This window comes from Planctomycetia bacterium (assembly GCA_015075745.1).
Classification (GTDB): Bacteria; Planctomycetota; Phycisphaerae; order UBA1845; family UTPLA1; genus UTPLA1.
In genome coordinates, this window is sequence record JABTTW010000001.1 from 2,207,950 (window position 1) to 2,232,568 (window position 24,619).

At 61.6% G+C, this 24,619-nt stretch carries 18 protein-coding genes; 13 read left to right on the forward strand and 5 right to left on the reverse strand.

Annotation, left to right across the window (positions count from 1 at the left end; genetic code table 11):
- Positions 1 to 231 precede the first annotated feature (231 nt).
- Entirely contained in the window at positions 232 to 1,785 is a 1,554-nt protein-coding gene (locus HS101_08685) for a glycosyltransferase (GenBank protein MBE7506345.1), read from the forward strand.
- A gap of 38 nt (positions 1,786 to 1,823) precedes the next feature.
- Here HS101_08685 and HS101_08690 read toward each other — a convergent pair whose 3' ends face one another.
- Positions 1,824 to 2,507, reverse strand: coding sequence for a DUF2071 domain-containing protein (locus HS101_08690; GenBank protein MBE7506346.1), 684 nt, complete (start codon positions 2,505 to 2,507; stop codon positions 1,824 to 1,826).
- Between the two features lie 414 nt (positions 2,508 to 2,921).
- On the opposite strand from HS101_08690, the gene HS101_08695 reads away from it, so the two are divergent.
- The 4 genes from HS101_08695 (at position 2,922) to HS101_08710 (ending at position 8,402) form a co-directional block, all read left to right on the forward strand.
- Complete coding sequence (locus HS101_08695) at positions 2,922 to 3,938, forward strand: NAD(P)-dependent oxidoreductase (protein ID MBE7506347.1); 1,017 nt, start codon at positions 2,922 to 2,924, stop codon at positions 3,936 to 3,938.
- A 100-nt stretch (positions 3,939 to 4,038) separates the two neighbouring features.
- Positions 4,039 to 6,315 carry a hypothetical protein gene (locus tag HS101_08700; protein ID MBE7506348.1) on the forward strand — a complete coding sequence of 759 codons (2,277 nt, stop codon included), beginning with the start codon at positions 4,039 to 4,041 and terminating at the stop codon, positions 6,313 to 6,315.
- Positions 6,316 to 6,318: 3 nt separating this feature from the next.
- Entirely contained in the window at positions 6,319 to 7,749 is a 1,431-nt protein-coding gene (locus HS101_08705; GenBank protein ID MBE7506349.1) for an alpha/beta fold hydrolase, read from the forward strand.
- Positions 7,750 to 7,751: 2 nt separating this feature from the next.
- The gene (locus tag HS101_08710) at positions 7,752 to 8,402 is read left to right on the forward strand and encodes an isoprenylcysteine carboxylmethyltransferase family protein (GenBank protein ID MBE7506350.1); all 651 of its coding nucleotides are present in this window, start codon (positions 7,752 to 7,754) and stop codon (positions 8,400 to 8,402) included.
- 22 nt (positions 8,403 to 8,424) lie between these two features.
- Here HS101_08710 and HS101_08715 read toward each other — a convergent pair whose 3' ends face one another.
- Positions 8,425 to 11,733 carry a glycosyl hydrolase gene (locus HS101_08715; protein ID MBE7506351.1) on the reverse strand — a complete coding sequence of 1,103 codons (3,309 nt, stop codon included), beginning with the start codon at positions 11,731 to 11,733 and terminating at the stop codon, positions 8,425 to 8,427.
- A 982-nt stretch (positions 11,734 to 12,715) separates the two neighbouring features.
- On the opposite strand from HS101_08715, the gene HS101_08720 reads away from it, so the two are divergent.
- Positions 12,716 to 13,207 (forward strand): GNAT family N-acetyltransferase, encoded by a 492-nt coding sequence (locus HS101_08720; protein ID MBE7506352.1) that lies wholly within the window; start codon positions 12,716 to 12,718, stop codon positions 13,205 to 13,207.
- Positions 13,208 to 13,315: 108 nt separating this feature from the next.
- On the opposite strand, the gene HS101_08725 is transcribed toward HS101_08720, so the two are convergent.
- Positions 13,316 to 13,837 carry a hypothetical protein gene (locus HS101_08725; protein MBE7506353.1) on the reverse strand — a complete coding sequence of 174 codons (522 nt, stop codon included), beginning with the start codon at positions 13,835 to 13,837 and terminating at the stop codon, positions 13,316 to 13,318.
- Between the two features lie 105 nt (positions 13,838 to 13,942).
- Complete coding sequence (locus HS101_08730; GenBank protein ID MBE7506354.1) at positions 13,943 to 15,514, reverse strand: hypothetical protein; 1,572 nt, start codon at positions 15,512 to 15,514, stop codon at positions 13,943 to 13,945.
- 215 nt (positions 15,515 to 15,729) lie between these two features.
- Here HS101_08730 and acs point away from each other — a divergent pair, with 215 nt between their 5' ends.
- From acs to HS101_08745, 3 genes are all read left to right on the forward strand, one after another.
- On the forward strand, positions 15,730 to 17,700 hold the full coding sequence (acs, locus tag HS101_08735; GenBank protein MBE7506355.1) for an acetate--CoA ligase: 1,971 nt from the start codon (positions 15,730 to 15,732) through the stop codon (positions 17,698 to 17,700).
- A 306-nt stretch (positions 17,701 to 18,006) separates the two neighbouring features.
- Positions 18,007 to 18,678 carry a DUF3052 family protein gene (locus tag HS101_08740; protein MBE7506356.1) on the forward strand — a complete coding sequence of 224 codons (672 nt, stop codon included), beginning with the start codon at positions 18,007 to 18,009 and terminating at the stop codon, positions 18,676 to 18,678.
- A gap of 139 nt (positions 18,679 to 18,817) precedes the next feature.
- Positions 18,818 to 19,588, forward strand: a complete 771-nt coding sequence (locus tag HS101_08745) for a class I SAM-dependent methyltransferase (GenBank protein ID MBE7506357.1) — start codon at positions 18,818 to 18,820, stop codon at positions 19,586 to 19,588.
- 9 nt (positions 19,589 to 19,597) lie between these two features.
- Here HS101_08745 and HS101_08750 read toward each other — a convergent pair whose 3' ends face one another.
- Positions 19,598 to 21,235: a hypothetical protein gene (locus HS101_08750; GenBank protein ID MBE7506358.1), complete on the reverse strand. Its 1,638-nt coding sequence runs from the start codon at positions 21,233 to 21,235 to the stop codon at positions 19,598 to 19,600.
- Between the two features lie 426 nt (positions 21,236 to 21,661).
- On the opposite strand from HS101_08750, the gene HS101_08755 reads away from it, so the two are divergent.
- The 4 genes from HS101_08755 (at position 21,662) to HS101_08770 (ending at position 24,516) form a co-directional block, all read left to right on the forward strand.
- Positions 21,662 to 22,687: a tetratricopeptide repeat protein gene (locus tag HS101_08755; protein MBE7506359.1), complete on the forward strand. Its 1,026-nt coding sequence runs from the start codon at positions 21,662 to 21,664 to the stop codon at positions 22,685 to 22,687.
- A gap of 57 nt (positions 22,688 to 22,744) precedes the next feature.
- Positions 22,745 to 24,064, forward strand: coding sequence for a hypothetical protein (locus HS101_08760; GenBank protein MBE7506360.1), 1,320 nt, complete (start codon positions 22,745 to 22,747; stop codon positions 24,062 to 24,064).
- 4 nt (positions 24,065 to 24,068) lie between these two features.
- Positions 24,069 to 24,293 (forward strand): hypothetical protein, encoded by a 225-nt coding sequence (locus HS101_08765; GenBank protein MBE7506361.1) that lies wholly within the window; start codon positions 24,069 to 24,071, stop codon positions 24,291 to 24,293.
- A gap of 82 nt (positions 24,294 to 24,375) precedes the next feature.
- The gene (locus HS101_08770; GenBank protein MBE7506362.1) at positions 24,376 to 24,516 is read left to right on the forward strand and encodes a hypothetical protein; all 141 of its coding nucleotides are present in this window, start codon (positions 24,376 to 24,378) and stop codon (positions 24,514 to 24,516) included.
- The last annotated feature ends 103 nt before the right edge of the window (positions 24,517 to 24,619 follow it).

Here is a 24,619-nt window from a genome sequence, read left to right on the forward strand (position 1 = left end):
CACCCGCGAAATCGCATTCGCCGCAGCCGTGGAAATAGTCGCACTTGCGGCCCCAATTCCCAGATACCGTACTAAGCCCGGGGATCGTGCCTTATTAGTGGCCCCCCCGCAGCAACTTTGACATGACCGGCACCGTGCACCTAAAATCCCCAGTTGCTTAGAGATACCGACATGGCCACTGGCTCCGCGGCCCACTCTGACTGAATACCGCCTACATCGAGCAAAGCATTCATGGGCGATACCTCGCTTCCGTACCAAATCCTGTTGATCATGCACCTGTGCATCTGCCTGACGCTCGCGGTGTACGGCGTTCATCGCTATTGCCTGGTCTATCTTTACTACAAGTACAGCCGGAATACGCCGCGGCAGACCGCCTGCTTCCTTCAAAGGCCGCGCGTCACCATCCAACTGCCCATGTTCAATGAGCAGTTCGTCGCCCAACGGGTCATCGAGGCCGCCTGCCGGATCGAGTACCCCCGGGACCGGCTCGAAATCCAGGTGCTCGACGACTCGACCGACGAGACGGTGGAGATCGCCCGATCGACCTGCGACCGCATGCGCGCCGCCGGCCACAACGTCGTGTTTCTTCACAGAAGCGACCGAACCGGTTTCAAAGCCGGCGCACTGGCCGAGGGTCTCAAGGTCGCAACAGGCGAGTTCGTCCTCATCTTTGATGCCGATTTTCTCCCGCCGCACGACGTGCTCGATCACCTGATCGACTACTTTGTCGATTCCAAAATCGGCATGGTGCAGGCCCGATGGGAACATCTCAATCGGGACCAGTCCCTTCTCACCAAGAGCCAGGCGATCTTTCTCGACGGCCATTTTGTCATCGAACACGCCGCGCGAAACCGCTCCGGGCGTTTCATGAGTTTCAACGGCACCGCGGGCATGTGGCGGAAAACCTGCATCGAAGAGGCCGGCGGCTGGCAGCATGACACGCTGACCGAAGACCTCGACCTCTCCTATCGGGCTCAGATGAAGGGGTGGAAGTTTCTCTATCTGCCCGAGATCACCACCCCAGCGGAATTGCCGCCGGAGATGAACGCCTTCAAGAGCCAGCAGCACCGTTGGGCCAAGGGCGGGGCGCAGACTTGTCGCAAGCTCCTGCCGAGCATCTTGAAATCGCGCCTGCCCTGGCGGATCAAGGTCGAGGCGTTCTTCCATCTGACGAGCTGGGTCAGCTATTTCCTCATTCTCCTGCTGACGCTGTCGCTTCTCCCGGCCCTTTATTTCAAGACTCACGTTTTCGCGGATAACGAGCTCATGCGGCTCGTCTTCGATATCTCGCTGGTGCTCATCGCCACTTGCTCGGCCAGCACCTTCTACGTCGCCAGCCAGCGCGAGGTCTTCCGCACCTGGGGCGAGAGCCTCAAGTACCTGCCGTTCCTGATGAGTCTCGGCGTCGGCGTGGCTTTGAACAATGCCCGGGCGGCGTTTGAGGGCTTCTTCGGCAAGTCGGGCGAGTTCGTCCGCACGCCGAAGTTCGGCGTCGCCGGCCAGAGTGGCAACGCGTGGCTGAAGCAAAGCGGCAAGCAGCGCCTCGACGCCAAGCGCATCCAGGCATGGTGCGAACTGGCCATGGGCCTCTACATGTCCGCCTGCGTGGCCTACACCGTCTATCAGAAGATGTGGGTCGGCCTGTTCTTCATGTGCCTCTTCACCGTCGGATACCTCTACGTCGCAGGCCTCACGTTCTGGGGTCAGTACCACGCCTCGCGACCGGTGCCGCAGACACCGGAGCAGGACGCCGTCGTCACCGCGAACGTCGTGGCAACCAAGTAACCCCCTTTCATCAAGCGAAACATCCTTCACCGCGATACTCAAGCGCACGAACGCGGTCGCCATATGAGAGCGCGAATACGCTTCGAGAAGTGAACCAAAGGGGGCACATCCGGCAGGCGAATGCCTAACCCCTGCGTCATCGTGTTCGCGTGAATCGTCGCGCAGGCCGTTTGAAGCGGCCACGGACGATGTGTTATGTCAGCCGTCATAAGTGCGCCGTTGCCGTGAGGAGCGAAGAGGCAGTATCGCTCCGTGAGCCAATGATCCAGCGATCCCGGGCGAGCGTTGACGGCCGGACCACAAGGCGAGTACTCAGCCGCAAAGTCAGCGTCTGGGTGACCGTGTTCGACGCGCTCAGACGTGAATGAGAATCCATTCGCTGTCCTATGAACCGACATGCGAGCTTTCCGATACGGCAGATGAAACCAGCATCGGGCAATGCAATTCATCATTGCGTAAGGCGCATCTAACGTAAGAAAAAGTACGCCGGGGCGTCCGCGATACCGCACGTAAGTTCTGATGTTCAACTCCGCGAAGCGCGATACAAACGGCAGCGGAGGCATCCCGCGCAGCCGAATTCCGCTCATCCAGAACGGGACAACTCCTATCCAGGCCTCATTCTCATACAGGTCAATTTCAAGCGGCTCGCGAACGTGTAGACACAATGCATCAATGTCGACCGGCCAGTGAAAAAACGCGAGATCGTGCCATACTTGCGACATGATCCACGCTCGACTCGGCAGCGGCCATGGGCGATGAGACGACGCCGCGAGGAGGTCGGCCGGTGTTTCAAGCGGAGTCGGCGTCCTCGTTGCAATCCGAAGAATTCTGATATCGTCCGTCGGGCTTTGTACGTCGTTCGTTGCGAGTTCCATAACATAGCCCAAATTGCCGGTCCCCCATTCGGATTCTGACTCAATGCCGCTAAAAGGGAAATCCGCACATTGAGATTTGAAAGTGCCAAAATCCTTGAAAACAAGCTCGACAAAAAGCGTCTCATCGGGATGGATGCCCATCGCTGACTGCTTGCGAAGCCGGTCGCCGAGCCTGAGAATAAGGCTTCTCACGTCGCTTCCGAACTTGTTGCGGGGCGAGGCGCGGATAGGCAGCCGAAAACGGCAACACTTGTAAATGTCATGATCCTTGTCACCGGTTCATCTGGTCTTGTCGGGCGTGAACTCGTCCGGCAGTTGCTCGACGCGAAGGAGGCCGTGCGCGGTCTCGACATCGTAGATGTCCCGCGTGCGGGCTTCGATCATGTCCGCGGCGACCTGCTCGATCCTTCGGCGTGCCGAAATGCCGTTACCGGCGCCGACGTCGTCATTCACACCGCCGCCCTTCAGCATCACAGCGGTCTGCCGCGATGGGGCCGGCGCAAATTCTTCTCGGCAAACATTGAGACGACGCGCAACATCGTCGAGGCCGCCGCGTCCGCAGGCGTCCGTCACCTCGTCTTTCTCTCCAGCGACATGGTCTACGGCGAGCCGCGCGGTGCGCCTTTCGTTGAGACCGATCGACCCAGCCCGATCGGGCCCTATGGCTGGAGCAAAGTCGAGTCCGAGCGCATCTGCGAATCCGCTCGCGCCCGCGCCATGTGCGTCACCATCCTTCGACCGCGCCTCATCGTCGGCCCGGGCCGGCTCGGCGTTTTGCAGAAGCTCTTCGACCGCATCCGCGCGGGCCAAACCGTGCCGATCCTTGGCGACGGCGATCATCGCTATCAGATGGTCTCAGTCGCAGACGTGGCGGCGGCCTGTATCGCGGCGGTGCGCCGGCCGATGAACGAAACATTCAACCTCGGATCGGCCCATCCGCCGAGCGTGCGAGAACTCCTGACCCACGTCATCCGCCTTGCGGGTTCGGACTCGCGGCTCGTCTCGCTTCCAAGAGCTGCCGCCCGGGCGGCACTGTGGACCTTGCACGCGTTTCGCGTCTCGCCGCTCGCCCCGGAGCAGTTTCGCATCGCCGACATCGACTACGTCCTAGATACGACGAAGGCGCGCGACACGCTGGGCTGGCAGGCGAAGCTGGAAGACGCCGACATGCTCTGGAGCGCATACGAAACCTACGTCGCCGGTATCAGCGATACACGCATCACAAGGCAGGAAGACAGTGCGACCTTAAGCGCCGCGCCCTCGCGCTCGGCCGTTTGACGAAGCCTCGCCGCGATGCAAAGTTGCCGGAGCCCTGCCGGTTCACTATATTGCCGCACGCGCCTGATCTCGCCGCTGACAGAAGGCCAAGTCCCCGAAAATGACCACCCAATTGCCGCGTCCCGCACCAAACCCGCCGACCGATGCCGACGCGCCGGCCGCCGGCGCGTGGTATCTCATTCGCGGCACGCTCACGCTGGCGATCGTCACCGCCATCCTGCACGGCTTCTCACTGTTCGACGGAACGATCCTCGACGACTACTGGCACCAGAAGGGTCTGCGCGAGCACGGATGGTCGTTCGGCGAACTACTCAAGACCCTGATCATCGCGCCGGGCGATTTCATCCACGCGTGGTGGCAGACGCAGGATGTCCGCTGGGATTACCTGCGCCCGTTCTTCATCATCTGCATGAAGACGCTGTACGTCATCGTCGGCAAGGGCGACCCCACGGCGCTTCACGCCTTCAGCATCGCCCTGCACTTCGTCTCCGCCCTGCTCATCTGGCGGCTGGCGTGGCTGCTCACGCGCAACCAGACGTGGAGCCTCGTCGGGGCACTGCTCTTCGTCGTCTATCCGCACACGGTCGTGACAGTCGCGTGGCCCTCCTCGCAGAATGTCGTCATACAAACGGCGCTGCTCCTGGGCACATTGCTCTGCTACATCCGCGCTTCCGGGCTGACGATCGCCCCCGACTCTCAGAGTCTGACGTCGCCGGTCAATCCCGCGCCGCTTCGCAAGGGCCCGCTGGTTGCGGTCATGTTGCTGTGGCTGCTGGCGATCTTCACGCGCGAAAACGCCATCCTCATGCCCGCGATATTCGTGTCATTCGATCTGGCCTTCGGCGGTCTGCGTCACGCGTGGGCGCGGCGTTGGTTCTACGCCGCATGCTTCGCTGTCGGCTGCGCGTTCATGTTGTGGCGACAAGGACTCGGCATTCACCCATTGCCCGAGGTCTATTGCCGCAGGCCCGCCGGCGACTGGGGCGAGTATCTGCCGTGGCTCGTCGCCAAGTTTCTCCACTACATCTGCGCCAGCGTCTGGCTCGCCCCCATGACCGTCGGCCCGACGGGGCGATTCAACCCCTGGACCGAGGCGCCGGGCGACTGCGCGCTGATGCTGGTAATCGTCGGCGGATTGGCGGTGTTTTATTTTCTCGCATCGAGAAATGCGCGCGGCTGGTGGATCTGGCCGCTCTGGATCGCCCTGTTCATCGTGCCCGTCGCCGCGGTGATCGCCACGCCGCACTCAGGCTACATGAGCGCCGTCGGCTTCGCCCTGGCGGCAGCGGTTGGAACCTCGGCGGCCATCCGAACGCAATCGCGCCGCATCGCCCGCACCGCCGTCGGACTCACCTTCTTCTACGCCGCGAGCATGGGATTCATGGCGGGCGTGAATCGCCTGCAATGGTTCGGGACCGACGCCGCGGAGAAATACACGCCGAACTGGGTCATGGTCGATCCGCCGGATCAATCGACGACGGACGTCTTCTTCATCAACCTGCCGTTCGTGAATGTCTACTGCAAGCCGAACCTGACGGCGCGACTGGGCCCGTGGTTCGACGAAGTGAACCTCCACGCCCTCACCTACGCCCCGCGGCCGTTTTCAATGGGCCGCGATTATCTCCCCGAGTCGCTCGTCCCGACCCTGCGCACAACGATCGAGCAACAGGACGCCCACAGCTTTACGCTCGCCATCGAGGGCCAGCCCTACTTTTCGCGCCTGCTCGGACGATTCCTGCTGGAGGCCTTTCGCGGAAAAGAACTTTTCGAGCCCGGCCAGGTCGTGCCGGGAGATTTGTTCGACACGACGATCCTCTCGGCCGACGAGCAGGGCGTCTGGAAACTGCGCTTCACCTTCACGCGCCGTCTCGACGATCCGGCGCTGCGCTTCTACATGGTCACGAGCGGCTGCGGCGCGGCGCGCATCCGATTCACCGATGTGTCCGCTCAAAAGGCCGACGCGATCTGGTCGCCGCCGACATTGATCGACGCGGCCTCCATGGTCGAGGCCGGCCACTCCGGTGCCGCCGAAATGTTATTCTCCGCCGCCGGCTCCACAGATGTCGAATTGTCATCGCAGGCCGGCCACCTCGTTCAACCCGTCGCATATTTCATGTCAACCGTGCTCGGCGGACCCTATCAGTCGGAGCTTGCGACGAAGAATCTGACGGCGGAGCAATGGCGATCGTTCGCCGAGTGGTGGCGCACCCGCGTCGACGATCGGGCGTTGGCCATGACCTGGCTGCACCGAAACGACTTCGACGAGATGATCTACCTGCGCAGCGAGGCGGACTGGGATCGCTTCGTCGCCAGCTTTGCGGTTGACACGGACCTGTATCTGACCGGAAAACCCTTTCCCGGACCCCGAGGGCACTGACGCGTGTTCGCCGACGGCATCGCCAAAACGACAAGACGTACTCTCCACCTCGCGGTGCTGCTGTGCCTCTCCGCGCCCGGCTGCTTCAACGAGCACTCCCATCCGCTTCAAACCGGCGACGTGACGCGCCTGAAGTCCACCGACCATTCGGAGCCCCGTTCGCTGACCGCCCGACCCTGGCTCCGTGAAGCGAATCGACAATTCAAACATCTCCTCCCGTCGGGCAAAGACACCGCGATCCTCACCGAAGACCTTCTCGATTCCGACGGAATGCCGATCGACGTCCTCGGTCGCTACGGCTACCGCTTCGAGCAGATGGACAGCCTCATTCATAATTTCGACGGCATGTCCAACTCCGCCCAGGCAACCGGCGACAACTTCGTCGCGGGCCATTCCACGCCGCCCTGGCCCGGCTTTGAGCAGGTGTGGATTCCGATCAACGACAAGCTCTCGCTTTCCGGGCGTCTCGGTTTCGCAATGAAGGACGGCAAGCCGATCGACACAAACTGCGTCGTCATCCTCCCCGGCATCTTCGGCCACAACGACATCTCCCGCACGCGCGACCTGGCCGCGGGCCTCGTCGCATCCGGCATTCATGCGCTGGCTCTCGAAATGCGCGGCAATGGAGACACGGAAAACCGATACCCCGATGTGTACTATACCTTTGGCGCGCTGGAGTCAGGCGATCTTCTGGTCGTCTCCGAGTGGCTCCAGACGAAGCCCCACGTGCAGCGTATCGGCCTCGTCGGCTTCTGCTGGGGCGCCAATCAAGCCCTGATCACGGCATGGTTCGACAGTCGCCTCGAAAACGACCCGAGTATTTCCGCGAAAATGGCGCCGCACTTGCGACCCGTCTCTGCCAGGCAGCACTTTGAAGCGGGCGTCATGGTGTTCTCGCCGGTGCTGCGCTTTGAGGAAGTGATCGAGAGTCTGAAGAAGCCGCAGCAGATGCTCGTGCACCCCGTGTTCTGCTCCCTACAAGGCACGGTGGAGAACCGCTTCCGCCAAAAAAATCACGAAAAGACGCACGTATTCAAGCCCGGCGATTCGCCCAGAAGCCTGCGCGAGCTGATCGATTGCGAATTCGCCCGATCGGAGATGAGCTATCCCGAAGCCCCCGACGACACGATGGACTTCTTTCGCATGCTGCCCTTCCGCGACCTTCCAGACAACGGCAAGCTGACGCGCACGCCGGTCCCGGTCGTCATCGTCCATGCCGCCGATGATCCGCTCGCCAACGCCAACGACGTCGCGGAGCTCATCCTGCGAACACCGAATCCCAACGTCGCAGCGATCGTCCTTGCCGGCGGAGGTCACGTCGGCTTCGCGCCATTCGCTCGCAAATACTTCTATAGTCTCATCGTGAACTTCTTTGACCCGCAGACCGGCCCGGCGGCAGCGACCCTTCCGCCGTCCATCGCCCCGAAGGAATAAGCGTGAAGCGGCTCTGGATACTGCTGTTCCCGACAATCTTCGGGCTGATCCTCTTCATATCCGCCGGGCGAATCGATCTTCCCTTCTTCTGGATCACGCTCGCCGTACTCACGCTCACCATGTCGCTCGGCATGGGCGGCATCGATGCAGACTTGATGAAAGAACGAAAGCGCCCCGGCCCCGGCGGCGTCGACCGAATGCTGCGCTGGCGCGCTATGCCGTTCATGCTGGCACAATTGATCGTCGCGGGGCTCGACGCGGGACGCTTTAACTGGTCAGGAGAGTTTCCACCGTGGCTTCAGGCGTTGGGCGTGATGATCTGCTGCACGGGCATGCTCATCTCCGGCTGGGCCATGCGCGTCAATCGCTTCTTCTCGCCGGTCGTGCGCATTCAATCAGAACGCGGCCATCATCTCATCACCGACGGCCCCTATCGACTCATTCGACATCCCGGATATCTGGGAACCCTGCTCGGTTCGCCGGGGATGAGCATTGCCCTCGGTTCGTGGTGGTCCATGCTCGCGCTGATCCCCCTGAGCATGCTTCTATTCCGCCGCCTGCTCATCGAAGACCGCTATCTCAAGGAGCATCTCGACGGATACGCGCAGTACGCCGAGCGAGTCCGCTTCCGTCTCATCCCCGGCATCTGGTAGCGCGAACCTGATCGAAAGTGACTTACTCCATCTTCCAATCGGGAATGCGACCCGGCGTCCACGGCGCGCCCGCCGCTTCCAGCTTCGCCTCAATGCCCGCGAGGTCGTCTTCGATGAGCACTCGCAGACCCGCCAGCACCGGCGCAAATTCCTCACCGGCATAGCGATACGCGTCGAGCTGCGTCTTCGTCGGCGGGCTGGTGACAAACCACTGGCCATAGACAAGCGTCGAGACACGGTCGCTGATCGACGGCGGTGTCGGTTCCTCGCGGCTGCCCAGCGTCGAGTCGCCGTTCAGCTTCGTGAGTAGATCGGTCAGCCGCTTCTGGATCGAATCGAGATCGGCCACCGCCGCCGGATCGGCGTTCGGCGTGTCGATTAGCGCCTTTCGCAAATGGGCGATGCGCGTCTCGGCCTCTCCGGCGATGCGCTGCGCACCGGTCACCGCGCGATGCAGTCGAGCCGACTTCGCCTGGAAGGCCAGCACCTCGTCGCGGTCCTTCGCGGCAAACGTGGCAATGTCCAGCGGCGTGACCTTGAAGGTCTGCGGCTCAGCCATTTCGGTCCAAGCGCCGTCAACTTCCTTCGCCAGCGTCACCGTGTATTCGCCCGGCGTCGCCAGGTAGCCGACCGGATCGACGTCCCAGTCGGCCCGCTCCTCGGTGGAGCGAAGAACAGTCGGCGTCGTCGAAGGATAGCGCAGGTTCCACGTCGCACGATGGATGCCCTTGTCTCGGGACCCTGCCACGCGTGCAACCGTCTGGCCCTCCGAATTCTTCACCGTGAGCATCACCTGCGGCTCGCGCTCGGTGTCCTCGGCGCGAAGCTCCTCAATCGGCGGAACGCGCGGCGACTCGCCGGCCTCGATGGCCTTCTTCTCCGCCTCCTTGCGCCGCTCCTTGCGCGTCGTCAGCTTCTCCTTGAGGTAAAAAGAAAACGTCGCGCCGAACGGCGGATTCGGTGCGGTGTAATACGAGGTGCCCATCCAGCCGCGACCGCTGCGACCCGAGAACCGGCTCGTCTCGATGTAGCGCAGCGCATCCTTCGCCGGAAACAGCACCGCGTCCGATTCGAACAGCTTCTCGTCCGCCTGCCGCAGCGCGGCATAGTCATCGAGGATATAGAAGCCCCGCCCGAAGGTCGCCAGCACCAGATCATTCTCGCGCCGCTGAATGTCGATGTCTCGCACCGCAATCGTGGGCATCCCGCCCGTCAGTTTGATCCAGTGCGCCCCGCCGTCGACCGTGAAGTACACACCGAACTCCGTGCCCGCGAACAGCAGATCGGGCTTCTCGTGGTCCTCCGCGATGCTGTAAACGATCTCGCGTTCCGGCAGATCGCCGACGATCGACTCCCACGTCTGACCGCGATCGGCGCTCCGCAAGGCATACGGCTTGAAGTCGCCGTTCTTGTGATTGTCAAAGGACGCATAAACCGTGTCCTCGCCGTGTCGCGAGGCGATCAGGCAACTGACATAAGTGACATCCGGAATCGTCGGGAACACGGAAATCTTTCGCCAGTTCTTGCCCGCGTCCTCGGTCACCTGCACCAGTCCGTCGTCCGTCCCGACGTAGATCAGGTCCTCGACCAGCGGCGACTCAGTCATCGCTACGCAGTTGCCGTAGATCGACGTCGACCGATGCAGCGCCACCGCATCGACGCTCTGCACCTTGCCGAACACCTTGAGCTTGCGCCGATCCAGCTTGCGCGTCAGGTCGTCGCTGATGCAGGTCCAGCTATCGCCCTGATCGTCGGAGCGGAACACCTTCTGCGCCGCAAAGTACAGCCGCTTGCGATTGTGGGGGCTGATGATCAGCGGGCTGTCCCAGTTCCACTTCAGCGGGTCTTCGCCCGGCGCCTCGCGCGGCTTGATGTCGACAATCTCTCCGCTCCGCCGATCGTGGCGCACCAATCCGCCGTGCTGCCACTGGCTATAGACAATGTTGGGGTCTTCCGGGTCAATCGCCGGCTCAAAGCCGTCGCCCCCCACCGTGCTGAACCATTCCTCATTGGCGATCCCTGCCGGGCTCTTCGTCCTCGAAGGGCCGCCGAGCGTATTGTTGTCCTGCGTCCCGCCATAGACGTAATAAAACGGCGCGCCGTTATCGACGGCCACGCGATAGAACTGCGTGATCGGCAGGTTCCCCTTGTGCGTCCAGTTGGCGGCGCGGTCGAAGCTCTCGTAGATGCCGCCGTCGCAGCCGACGAGCAGGTAGTTCGTGTCGTTCGGGTCAATGTAAAGCGCGTGATCGTCAACGTGGCGATTCTTGTTCGGCACACGGGAGAACGTCTTGCCCCCGTCGTTCGTCACCTGCATGAAGGTGTCGAGCGAGTAAACGCGGTCCGCGTTCTTCGGGTCACAGACCAGTTCGTGATAATACTGCGGGCTGCTGGCGTTGTAGTCGCACATCTTCGCCCACGTCTCGCCGCGATCGGTCGAGCGAAAGAAGCCGCCCTCCTTGTCCTGCGCCTCGATGATCGCATAAACGATGTCCGGGTTCGCCGGGCTCACCGCCACGCCGATGCGGCCCTTGTCGCCCGCCGGGATGCCGCTGGTGATCTTCCGCCAGGTCTTGCCCGCGTCGGTCGACTTGTGGATGCCGGACTCCGGCCCGCCGTTCACCAGCGTCCACACGTGTCGCCGGCGCTGATAGGCCGAGGCATACAGCACGTCGGGGTCCCGCGGATCGAAGTGGACCTCGTTCACGCCCGTATCGTCGCTGATGTGCAGAACGCGCTCCCAGGTCTTTCCGCCGTCGATTGTCTTGTAGAGCCCGCGCTCGCCGCCGCTTCGCCATAGCGGCCCCTGCGCCGCGACATACACCACATTGCTGTCGCGCGGGTCGATGATGATCTTGCCGATGTGCTCGGACTCCTTGAGGCCGAGGTTCTCCCACGACTTGCCCCCGTCGCGCGTGCGATAAACGCCGTCGCCGAACGACACGCTGCGCTGGCTGTTGTTCTCGCCGGAGCCGACCCATACCACGTTCGGGTTGTTCGGGTCCATCGCCAGGCAGCCGATCGAGTACGACCCCTCCTTGTCGAACACCGGCTCGTAGGTGTTGCCCGCGTTGTCCGTTTTCCAAACGCCGCCGGAACAGACCGCCACGAAATAGCGCGCCCGATTGTTCGGGTCCACCGCGAAGTCGCCGACACGGCCGGACATCATCGCCGGGCCGATACAGCGCAGCGACAATCCGGCGAAGGTCTCGGAAGTCATAAACTTCGGCTTCTCGTCAGCGCTCGCGTCGGCCGGCTGGCTGGCCGGTGCGGTGGTCGTGCTGATTTGCGGAAGCGCGGCGATGATGCAAAGCGCCAGGAATTGGAGCATGTCGATATCCCTCTTGTTAAACGAACGCGGCTCGCAGCGGTCCACCCACCCCCGCAGGCAGGATAGCTGTCACACAGTATCGGCCCTTACCCGACCGAATTAAAGACCCGCTCGACCACTCCGCTCGAAAAACCCCGCTCCAAAGAGATGAGACGTGGTTATCAGACCATTAGCCCGCCGAAGTGACACAACTAAATGCGATGAAAATCACTCAACGCCGGAAACGGCACCGGCAACACGGATGTGTCCGACTGCTGAACAGCCCGAACGCCTCAAAGGCGACAGGCACCGACATCGCCAATGGGTACGACGGTTCCACAGCCCGAAGGGCTGAAAGTTAGTAGGCAGTGGCAACGCCGCTGTACACGAAGCCCATCTAGAAACCTCGACCCCAACGGGGTCGCATCACTCCCCCGCCGCGAACGTACCCGAGCTCAAGAGACGCGCCCCATCGGCGCGAGCGCGGAGCAAGTGTGCATGAATGGAAACGAGTTCGGCAATGTCCAGCAGCCAAGCAATAGGGAATCCTGAGGAAACCGATCCGGCCCACCGGCCCCTGGATCTGGTGTCTCAGAGCCGAATCACCAAAAACCCCCCGATTTTCGAACCACCGCAACACATGCCCGCCACGCGAGTTGCAAGCGTCCGCCAAAACTTTTTTCGCCTATTGTCACCTTCGATTCTGCACGACTTACGCGCGTCCCGCGCCCCTGACGGACGCATGACACACGAGCCCTCCGGAATGAACCCACGCACACTCGCTGCCCAAAGTTTTGACGTTTTGACTTTTTGGCGTTTTGACGTTTCCACCAGGAAACCACCTAAAACGTGCATCGCCCCAACTCGTGCCCGCCACATGTGTTGGCACAATCCCCGCGAGGCTTGTGTCACCTTATGTCACCTTCGAATTTGCACTCAATCCAGGCCCCCGAAACCCCCGGAAGCCGCGACGCAACATCCTCCCGAAGGGTATGATTTCAGCATGTCTCAGAACCACTCCAATTCCCGGTGCGATTCCGTTTGCCTGCGAAATGTCGAGCCCGCCGACCTGCCCGCCCTCTGCGAGCACCAGCTCGATCCCGAGTCGAATCACATGGCCGTGGCCAATCCGCGCGACGTCGAGGCGTTTCACGCACACTGGACGAAAATCATCAACGACCCCTCCGTCGTCGCGAAGGCGATCCTCGCCGACGGCGAGATGGTCGGCTATGTCTCGTGTTTCAACATCGAGGAGAAAAAGTTCGTCGGCTACTGGCTCGCCCGGCCTCACTGGGGCCGCGGCATCGCGTCCCGGGCCATGGCCCTGCTGCTCGAGCAGGTCACGACTCGGCCGCTCCACGCCCGAATCGCGAAATCAAACGCCGCCTCGCTCCGCGTCCTCGAAAAATGCGGCTTCCAGATCACCGGCTACGAACAAACCCCCGCCACCGAACGCTACCCAGCATGCGAGGAGGCGATTCTGATTATGGAATAGGACGGGTACAGATCAATTCCGACTCGCGCGAAAGTGCTCAGGTTTTTGCGTGGGCGGCGGTAAGAGGAAATGTCAAACGCGAGGACGTGGATTCATCGAAGGAGGAGGCTATATCGGAGAAGGAGGATCGAATTGTCCGCCGCCGTCGGGCATTCCGCCGGTCGTTTCATCATCTTGATCGACCCGCCCTTGCCGGCCCAATGGGTTCCATGCCTGAACGTCTGCTTGAGCAATCGGAAATGCAAAGTCGTTCGGCGCGATGACCCAGTCCGGCAATTCGACCGGCCGAAGCGGGTACTCAGCCATGCGATCGCCCATCGATCGCGAGCGTCGGCGGCCGCCGTACGAGCGGTGCGACCATTTTCGCCAGGCGTAGTCCGTTGCGTACGATGTCAGACGCTCAACATCGCGCGGACGGCAACAATCGGCATATGCACGGTTCGCCTTGCGACCGCGGCGGCAGGGGCACGGCGACGCCGGAGCAATCTCGCACAGACGGTGATAGTACGGCTGCAGAGCCACGGCCCTCGGCGACCAGCGCCGAAGAAGCAGCCAGACCGCGCAGCAGAACATCACTACGACAATCGCGCAAAGCGCGAACTCGACCGTCAGCAGGGGGCCGTCGTTCATCGGAATAATGATATCACGCGTAAAGGCCCGCGACTTTTTGGTAACAGAGGAGAAATAGCAAGCTCGCCGAAAGGTGTAAACCGGCTCGCTGATCTGTCTATGACGTCACGCCTGCGGCGCGATCTGCTGCTGAAGCTCGCCGAGTCGTTCGTCGACCAGCTTCTTCGTTCTTGCCTCGATCGTCAGATTCAATTCGCCGTTCGCTTCCGGCGATCGAAGGTTGAACCACCAATCGGGATAGCGAACGGTGACGCCGTCCAGGTATTCAATCTCCGCCTCCTGATGAGCCGCCGCGATGGTCCGCATTGTCTGCTCGGGATCGTCGCACGGCACGCGAACCTCGCCCGAGGTGCGATACTTCGCCAGCGGCCGAATCAACTCGCTGAGCTTTCGGCCCGACTCGATGAGAAGATTGATGACGCAAGCCGCCCCCAAAAGGGCGTTCTCGCAGAAAGAGGCATCGCGGAAGAAGTGCCGCCCGGACAGGTCGGCCCCGAAGACCGCCTGACGATCGGTCATCGTCTTCTTGATGAAGACATGGCCGACGCGCTCGCGCGCCAGAACCCCGCCGGCCCGCTGAATCTCCTCGACCGCCGCCGAACTGAATCGATGGTCGAAAACCACGCAGGCCCCCGGCTCGCGCTCAATAAATCGCCGGGCAATCAACGCGGCCAGCAGATCCGGCGGCACGGGCAGCCCTCGTTCGTCGACGACCTCGCACCGATCCGCGTCTCCGTCAAACCGCAGGCCGAAATCCGCGTGAAGTTCCTTGACCGCCTTGCGCAATTCTGGAGTGACCGAGCCGCTGTACGCATTCGGCGCGGCCGTCGCGCCGTCGCGCGGTTCGTTCAGCTTGACCGTGGTCACGCCCTGAAGATGACCGAGCGTCTCGTCGAACCAGTGCCCGCCCACACCGCCGCCGACATCGACCACGATCTTCAGCGGCCGCGGAAGCGCCGGAGCGCTCGGCACCGAGCGCAGGATGAAGTCGCGATAGCGCCCGGTCAGATCGAGCGAGGTGAGCAGCGCATCGACGCCCGTGCGATGCGGCGGAACGCGAACGGCCATGTCTCGAATGCTGTACAGGCCCGTCTCCGAGGCGATGGGAAAGGCCTTGGCCGCGCAGATCTTGAAGCCGTTGTAATCGGCCGAGTGCCGGCCGCCGGTCACCTGAATGCCGCCGCAGCCGCCGAAGTGAACCACGGCGAAGTAAAGCTGCGGCGTATCGACAACGCCGATGCGCACAACGTCGATGCCGGTGGACTGGATGCCGGCGATGAGCGACTTCTCCAGTTCTTCACTGTGTGGGCGATTGTCGCGGCCGACGACGAGCGAGCGAGTGCTGGGGTTGGCGCGGTCGAATCCGCGCAGGCGACCGTGGAGGTACTGTCCGCAGGCGTGACCGATGCGCCACGCCGCGTCATCAGAAAGCGGAAACGGGTGGATGCCGAGGATGTCGTGAGGCCTGAAGAGCGATTCGATGATGGCGACAGACTTCGCCCGGCTCTGGGGCGAGGACGGCGAGGGCGTCCGATTTTCATCGTCGTTGAACTGACAGCCCGGACACTTTGGGTAATGCGCATGGCGGCGGCCGCGACAGATCGCATTGGATAACTTGATCTGCTCCTCCCCGGGACAATAGCGATAGTAGTCCACAAGTGGTTGGGCGCCGCTCATGGGGAGCCATCTTACACGGCGAGTCGCCTTGAGACCATGAATAGCGGGACGATTCGCTTAACCGGCGCTGGCTCAAGACGCCTCGGCACGACCCGTTTCGCCGTCCCGATCCTTTTGCGAGAACGCCTCGATCCGGGTAATATTCATCGGAGATTCCGCTTGTTTGCCAGACTTCTGCGCGATCTCACATCTGCACATCCCGGAGGATCGACACCATGACGCAAGCTGTGAATGACTCAAAAACTCCCGAATCCGCGAAATACCCGCCGCCCGAGGCCTTTGCCAAACAGGCCCACATCAAGAGCATGGACGAGTATCACCGGCTGTACGAGCAATCCATCAAGGATCCCGAAGCCTTCTGGGAAGAAGTGGCCGGCGCCTCGCACTTCTTCAAGAAGTGGGATCGCGTCCTGAAGTGGGAGCCGCCGTTTTCGCAGTGGTTCGTGGGGGGGACAACAAACGTCGCGTACAATTGCCTCGATCTGCAGATCGAGCGTGGCCGCGGCGATCACCCGGCGATTCTCTGGGAAGGCGAGCCGTGCGACGAAAAGGGCCAGCCCCGCGAAGTGCGCACCTACACATACCGCGAGTTGCTGCGAGAGGTGAGCCGTTTCGCCAACGGTCTCAAGTCGCTCGGCGTCAAGAAGGGCGACCGGGTGACGATCTACATGCCGATGATCCCCGAGCTGCCGATTGCGCTATTGGCCTGCGCCCGGATCGGCGCGCCGCATTCGGTGATCTTCGGCGGGTTCTCAGCTCAGGCGATCGTCGATCGTCTGGCCGACGCGGAATCGCATTACATCATCACCGCCGACGGCGGCTGGCGGCGCGGCTCGGTCGTTCCGCTCAAGGCCAACACCGACGAAGCCTGCGCCATGACCGACCTCGTGAAAAAGGTCGTCGTTTGTAAGCGATGCAACAACGATATCTCCATGAAGGCCGGCCGCGACGTCTGGTGGGAAGACGTCGTCAAGGATGCGTCCGACAACTGTCCGGCCGAGCAGCTTGATTCCGAGCACATGCTCTTCCTGCTCTACACGAGCGGCAGCACCGGCAAGCCCAAGGGCATTCTTCATACCACCGCCGGGTACATGGTGTACATCGCCTATACCACGAAAATGATCTTCGATCTGAAGCCGGACGACGTTTACTGGTGTACGGCCGACATCGGCTGGGTCACCGGCCACAGCTACATCGTTTACGGCCCGCTACAAAACGGCGTCACCACCGTCATGTATGAAGGCGCGCCGAATTATCCCGAGTGGGATCGCTTTTGGGCCGTCATCGCCCGGCACAAGGTCACGAAGTTCTACACCGCGCCGACCGCGATTCGCGCGTTCATGAGGCAGGGCGCCGAGTTCCCGAAGCGGCACAATCTGTCTTCGCTCAAATTGCTCGGCACCGTCGGCGAACCAATCAATCCTGCTGCCTGGGAATGGTACAGCAGCCACATCGGCGGCGGCCGGTGTCCGATCGTTGACACCTGGTGGCAGACGGAAACCGGCGGCATTCTCATCTCGCCTCTGCCCGGCGCGACACCGGCCAAGCCCGGCTCGGCCACGTTGCCGCTCTTCGGAATCGAACCGGCCATCATGACCAAGGAGGGCGACCTGCAGAAGGGCCCGGCAAGCGGGATGCTAGTCATCCGCAAGCCCTGGCCGGGTATGCTCCGCGGCATTTACGGCGATGAGGAGCGCTACAAGAAGCAGTATTGGTCGGAGTTCCCGGGCTTCTATTTCACAGGCGACGGCGCTCGACGTGACGAAGACGGTTACTACTGGATCACCGGCCGCGTCGATGATGTCATCAAAGTCTCGGGGCATCGACTTGGAAGCGCCGAAGTGGAATCGGCGTTGGTGTCACACCCGAAGATCGCCGAGGCAGCCGTCGTAGGATTCCCTGATGAAATCACAGGCGAGGCCATTGCCGCCTTTGTCGTCGTCAGGCAAGGCGTCGTGCCGGATAGCGAGCTTGAGGCCGAACTGAAAAAACACGTCGCCGGACAGGTGGGGGCCCTCGCGAGGCCGAAGTCCATCCGCTTTACGGATGCCCTTCCGAAGACACGCAGCGGAAAAATCATGCGGCGACTTTTACGGGAGTTGGCGACCAAGGGCCGCGTAGAGGGCGATACGACCACTCTGGAGGACTTTTCTACCATCGCAACATTGAACTCTGACGAGGGATAGGCCCTTCTCTACCGGGCGATTTGTGGTATAATGCCGAGCGTTCGTGACGGGTCTGATAACCCGTCGCAATGACGACCGGCAATTGGGTACCGGCGATCGGCTGTTCGGTTCAGCGGCCAACCCGACAGGGGGTCGCAAGCGATTGGATCATGAATCATTCGCAAGTCTCGCGGCGCGGCGAAACTTGCGATGACTAAGAGTAAGCCGATCGAGTATTTCGGTTCCCACTGATTGTTTTTGTCCAGATACCTCGCCTTTGAATCAGGCAGGGCCTAATCGCGCCGCATAGATTAAGGGATTGAGATCATGGCGATGGAATCAGCCTGCAAGCTTGAAGTCGGACGGGAGCATTACGAGGGCCGCGTCCGCATGTCGGGCGACCACATCGACTTTGCGGGCTCGACGAAATTCCGCTTTCGAATCAGCGAAATGCGCGACCCGGATCGTGCCAACCAGAGCATCGTATTCAACTTTCACGGTAATCCCGTGAACATCGAGCTTTCTAGCCTTCGCGCCGCGGAGAACTGGATCGCCTATATCCTCCATCCTCAAACACTGGCGGACAAACTGGGCGTCAAAGAAGGCCAGACCATCCGCGTCATGAATCTGGAGGACGATGACCTGCTGACCTCCCTCCAGAGCAAGAATACCAAGATGGCCTCGCGAGCCACGTCGCGCTGCGATCTGGTCATGCTCGGCGTCGAGCGATCGGCGGAGCTCCGCCAGCTCGAAGACATCAGCGAGTCGCTCCGGCCCAAGGGCGCCATCTGGGTCGTCCTCCCGAAGACGGGTCGCCTCGTCACCAAGGCCAACGTCTCCGCCGCCGCGCGAGAGGCCGGTCTGAATCAGGTAGACGTCGTCGATTACTCCGAGACGATGTCCGCCTTCAAGATCGTTCGCCCTAATACTCCCAAAAAGCGCTCCGGCGGTAACGGCAACGGTCACGATGCCGCCCCGCGTCAGGCCGCGGCAAGCTAACTCTCTTTTTCGTCACAATCCTGTCGTACAATGACCCCGAAAGTGTTGATCACTTGCTCGGCCGTTCGGGCATGCGCGGAGGTTTTTATGCCATCTTGCGAATCATGGGTTAGGTCCGGGGAAGAAAGGGGATCTTCGCATGACTGTCGCTAATGCGCTGACGCGATTCTCCAACCGGGTGCAGGACTACATTCGCTATCGACCGGGCTATCCGCAGGCGGTGATGGATTGCCTTCGCGATGAGTTCGGCCTTCGGCCGCAGCAGGTCGTCGCCGACATCGGCAGCGGGACCGGCATCTCAACGGGCCTGCTGCTGGATAACGGTCATCGTGTGATCGCAGTCGAGCCGAACGCGGACATGCGCGCCGCCGCGGAGACGCGGTACGGATCAAACGGAGCCTTTCAAAGCGTGGCAGCGCCTGCGGAGGCCACGACGCTGCCGGATGCGAGCGTTGACTGGATCGTCGCCGCCCAGGCATTCCACTGGTTTGACGTTGAGAAGTGTCGGGTCGAGTTTCGCCGGATTTTGAAGCGCGGCGGATTCGTCGCGCTGTTGTGGAACGACCGCCGAGACGACACGCCATTTCTCAAGGGGTACGACGCACTCCTCAAAGAGTACGCCATCGACTACGAAGCGATTGACCACCGCCACGCCGAAAGCGACGGGCGAATCGAGCGCCTCTTTGCTCCGCACGCACCGTCTCGTCGGGTCTTCCCGAATCACCAGGACTTTGACTTTGACGGACTTCGCGGTCGCGTGCTGTCGTCGTCGTACATGCCGACGGCGGAGCATCCTCAGTTCAATGAAATGATCCAGGCGCTGCGAGAGCTTTATGATCGGCACCAGACAGGCGACCGAATTCGGTTTGCTTATGACACGAAATTGTTCGTCGGGCCGGCGGGCGACTGAGTTCGCGGGTTATTCGCCGATATCGTCGCTGCTGGCCGTCTTGCGCGGATTGGCGGGCGCTTGAGCATCGTCGCCGGTTGAGGCCTCAGGGGATGCCTCGGAAGGCGGCGGAGCGGCCTCACGCTGTGCGCCGGATTCCATCAGGCTTTTGCGCTGCGTCAGATCGACGACCTTGCCGGCAACGGCGATGGGGACGCGAGCCGACGGGCTGAAGGTCCGGCCTGCCGTGCGGATGCCGACGAAACGACCGATGAGGTGCTCGGGGTTTTCGTCGACCGATCGCGGAATGTCGACATAGGCGACGGTGGAGTCCGTCGCGGGATCGACCAGCCTGAATCTGCGGTTTTCGGGACCAAATGCCAGGCTCCGCCGCAACTCACCCTCGAGGTCGTAGGTTTCGAGAATGGCCTCGGTTCGCTTGCGCATGATTCGCATGCGTTCGGCGTCCATGCCGGCGCGGTACTGCGCAAGATCGTTTTCCATCGGCTTGAGAGCCACGTGCTGTTCGCGCAGCGACATGCGATTCTTAAGCTGGCGCACGCGAATCTTCGCCACTTCCGCCGGAATGTATTCGGATGTCTGAGCGGCGATTTCCTCGTAGCGCTTGACGAGCGAAGTCGTATCCTGCTCCTCAAGGGGCTTGCTCAGCAGGCTGACGAGCTCGCTTTCGCACATGGTCAGCATGGCCTCATATCGAGCGGAGCCGGGCTCAACCTTTCCAGCCGGGGCGGCGGTCTGCTTTGAGGGTACCGGCTCAAGGACCGGCTTTTTCGTGTCGGCCGCGAGCTTCTGCGCGGGCGGCTTGGTTCCGGCGGCAACCGGCGGCTTTGTGCCATCGGCGGTTGCGGGCTCGACGGCGCCGGACGCGCCAGGTGTCGTGCCGCTGGCACTCGTGTTGGTAGCCTGAGCAAGACTCGGATCCTTTACGGCTGCGTCCCCGGCGGCATCGTCGATCGGCGGCGGAATCGTGACGGAATCCGGCGAAGCACCCTGCGCAACCTGATCTCCGGTGGGAGACGGCTCCAGCGCATCCGTCTTTGCATCACCGGCAGTTGCGGGGGCCGGGGGCTCTGACTTTGCAGACGACGCATCGGCGGTCGGCGCGGGCGGAGGGCTGTTCGACAGGTATCGTTCCACCATACCGGTCGAGAGCTTTGCCTCGATCGGCTTTACATACTGCTTGGAAATGTAGAGCGTGGCACCGGGCGGAGGCGAGATTTTGAAGAACCCCTGCGCCTCGCCGAGAATCTCGACGGTCGAGCCCTTGTTCAGCACGACCTGAGTCGCACTTTTCCGCTGCTCGATTGCGCTGCCGGCCCTGACGTAGACCTTGTCCTGCTTGACCGTGCCGACCTTGTCACCGGGCTTGCGATCCACCATTGCCATGTCGATGTAGCTGAAGCTGCTCTGGGGCGGGGTGATCTGATACCAGCCGAACTTGTCACCGAGTACGAGGATTCGATCGCCGGCGTTCAGCTTCATCGTCGGGTACCAATTGGCACCCGCTCCGCTGCGAACGTAGACGTTGGAACCGCTGACCTCACCTTCCCAGGGAAAGCCCGGCGTCTGGCCGTGGGCCTCGGCGGCGGAAATGAGCAGAATTCCCGTGACTGAAAACGCGATAAGTTTCGCAGCTACCGAAGGCATGATTCAACCTCCCTGTTAACCCCCGCCGCGATGCGCGAGGCGATCCGTTTACGATGATATTCAATGGAAAAAGGTATTTCGCGGCACCCCAAATGTCAATCCGGCGGGATGAATTGGGCGGCTATCATTGTCCGGCAACTGCACTTGGCGGGCTAACACCCGATTCGGATGAGCGCCGAAATGCCCTTTGCGCCGCTTTGACCGTGTGAAATCCCCGATTCGCACGATTCTTGACAATGCCCCCCCGCAGCCGTATGAATCCCTCCGGCGATTCGGTCCCTCAACGCTTTATGGATGAAGCAGGCCGGTCCGCCGACCCCCCTCGCATGGGTCAGTCGTCCGGCATCTTCACCGAATTGCCCGGAAAACTGAGTCCGGTCCTAACCATCAATCGGGAATTGTTGTCTCTTGCAAGGAGTATTTGCGATGAAGCGAGCCGCAGGGCTAGTCGGAATGTGTCTGGTAGGGGTGCTGGCAGTTGGTTGTGGTCCGAAGACCCCGAAGGCTACGGTGGCCTTCAGCCAGTTTATTGAGCCGAAGTCGCCCCTCAGCTCCCAGTACATGCAGATTGCGGTGATGAACGCCAATATGGAAGGCAGCAGCGACGAGGTCGATCAGACGAAATGGGCCGGCATGACGGCCGACATGATGCAGCACTATCTCGAGCAGGCCTCGGAAAAGTACAACATTCCCATCAAGCTGGTCGATCGCGAGCATCTGAAGATCGCCATGGGCGAAAAAGACCTCGCCGCGGCGGGCATTACCGACAGCGGAGACGAAGTAGCCGCATCGCAGGTCAAGGGGGCCAGCGCCATTCTCACAAGCAAGGTCACGGTCAAGATTGACAAGCAGGTCGGCAAGCAGCGCAGCATTGATGCCATGAGCGTCTTCGCCAGTGCCTGGGGCGGGGGTGGCGGCATCAGCACCGAAGAGGTCGATGAGGAGGCCCGCAACATCACCGTCACCTGCCAGTTCCAGCTCAAGGATCCCGCGACGAACGACATCGTCGTATCGCATAGCGCCATGCCCTCGCAGGAATATGCCAAGACGTCATCGAGCTTCTTCTTCGGCTCCAGCAAGACCGAGGCCGACATGTCCCCGCGCGACAAGGTCATCGGGGCGATGATCGAGAAGCACGCCCAGGACTTTCTCGCCAAGTTCGTGCCGGTCGAGACGTTTACCGAGGTCACGGTTGAGCCGTCCAAGAATGAGAACAGCATCGCCGGCGTTCGCTCTTTGGTGATGGACGAATATGAGTCAGCCCTGGCCAAGTTCAAGGCCGCGATCAGCGAGGACCAAAACGACGACGAGTCGCTTTTCGGCGCGGGCGTGGCCTGCGAGAAGCTCAAGCGCTACGACGAGGCCAGAAAGTACTACAAGCTGGCCCAGTCGCTGGACACCGAAAACGCGAATTACAACGCCGCCGTTGCGCGCATCGGCCGAATGGGCTGATGATGCATTCGTCATAATGAAAGTGTCGAGGCAGTCAACACATTTGGAGGATTTACGATGACATCATCGAAAAAACACATCCTGCTTTTTGCCGCCATGGCGATGGCGATTCCGACCATCGCATTCGCCCAGGACGCGCAGAAGGATGCCCAGAACAAGCTGCTCGCCAAGCGCGCCGCCGAGGCGGACGCCTATCGCAAGCTCGGCGAGACGATTCAGGGACTACAGATCACCTCGGAGACCTACGTCCGCGATTTCGTCGCGGAATCCGACACGATTCGCACCGAGTTTGACGGTTTCGTTCGCGGCGTGCGCTTCGGCAAGCCGCAGTGGGACTCCGAGGGAGTGTGCATGATCGAGGCCGAAGTAACGGTCGCCAAGGTCATCGAAGAACTCAAGTCGATTCACAAGCGACACTACAAGGGAAACACGCTGAAGAGCTCGGACTTCGAGCAGATCACCCGCCACGTGCAGAAGAGTGTGATCAAGGCGGTCGGCATGGGCGCTCCGCGACCCGACCTTCCTCCCGATGTGCCCGGCGGTGACATTGCCATGCCCACGGGCATCACGGCTCCGGATCCGGTCATTCCCGCCTTGTGGAAGGCTGTCCCCGCTCAGGAGCGACTGATGGCCCAGCGCGCCGCCGAAGTGGACGCCAAGCGCAAGCTACTGGAGCGCATCAAGGGTCTTCGCGTCAACAGCGAGACCCGCGTGCGCGACTTCGTGGCCGAGTCCGACGTGATCGACACCGAGGCCCAGGGCACCCTGGTCGGTTCGCAGATCGTCGGCAGGCCCTACTTCCACGATGACGATCTCATCGTCGAGGTCACCGTGCAGGTGCCGATTGAGTCGGTCATTACCACCATCAAGACCCTCCACAAGCGTCACTACAAGGGCGACCGCGTCACCGGCATGGATATCGAAAACATCACCCAGACGCTCAAGAGCCAGACATTTGAGGCCGTCGGCATGGGCGTCCCCCGGCCGCAGGCCATCAAGGTGGTCGTGGCTGCGACGAAGATGGATATCCCCGATTGGGCGGCCATGCCCATTCGCGCTGAGGGCAACGGTGTCCCGCCCGGCGACAAGGCCGGCACGCCTCAGGGCAAGTTGATGGCCGCACGCGCTGCCGAGCTGGACGCCAAGCGCCGCCTCGCCGAAGAGGTCATGGGCTTCCAGATCGACTCCAGCACGACGGTGCGCGACTTCGTCACCGAGCGCGATGAGATCAACACCCAGTTGATGGGCTACATCCAGGGCGCCTATGTGAAGTCGACCAAGTATGACAGTGAGGGCACGGCGACCGTCGTCGTGGAGATGCCTGCCATGCAGATTTGGGAGATCATTCACACGTACATCCGCGTCAAGCGAATGTAATCATTTGAAATCAACGGTCCGCGCCGACGGCGATGGTCTGTCGGCGCGGACCGCCTATATGAAAGGATGCAACATGCTTCGGAAAATGCTCAGCGTTATGTTTGTTTTTGCGTCGGCTTACGTCGTCAGTGGCTGCGCCGAGGACGAGCACACGGTTTCGCAAGAGACCCAGTCGCAGACTGAGTCCGAGCCGCGCGACGTCGATCAAGGTACGATGATTGTCGAGTAAGCGACTAGACGGCATGTACATCAGACAAGCTTGTAAACATCAAAAGCCCGGGGCGACGACGCTCCGGGCTTCTCTATTTTCCATGTCTCCCATTGCCCGATTTGCCCGAGTCGCACTGCTGGCAGCCACTATCTTTTCCGCATCCGCGTCGACCTTCGCCTGTCGCAACGATCAGGCGATCATCGACCGCCACCAGGAGGCCCTCGACGCTGACGACGAATAGGCTTTTGCTCGAAGGGAAACGGTCTGGTCGCAGCGGACGCGGTACTTCGATCCTCCACGGCTTGAATCGCAGGGCGTCGCCGTGCTATTCTGAACCAACGACT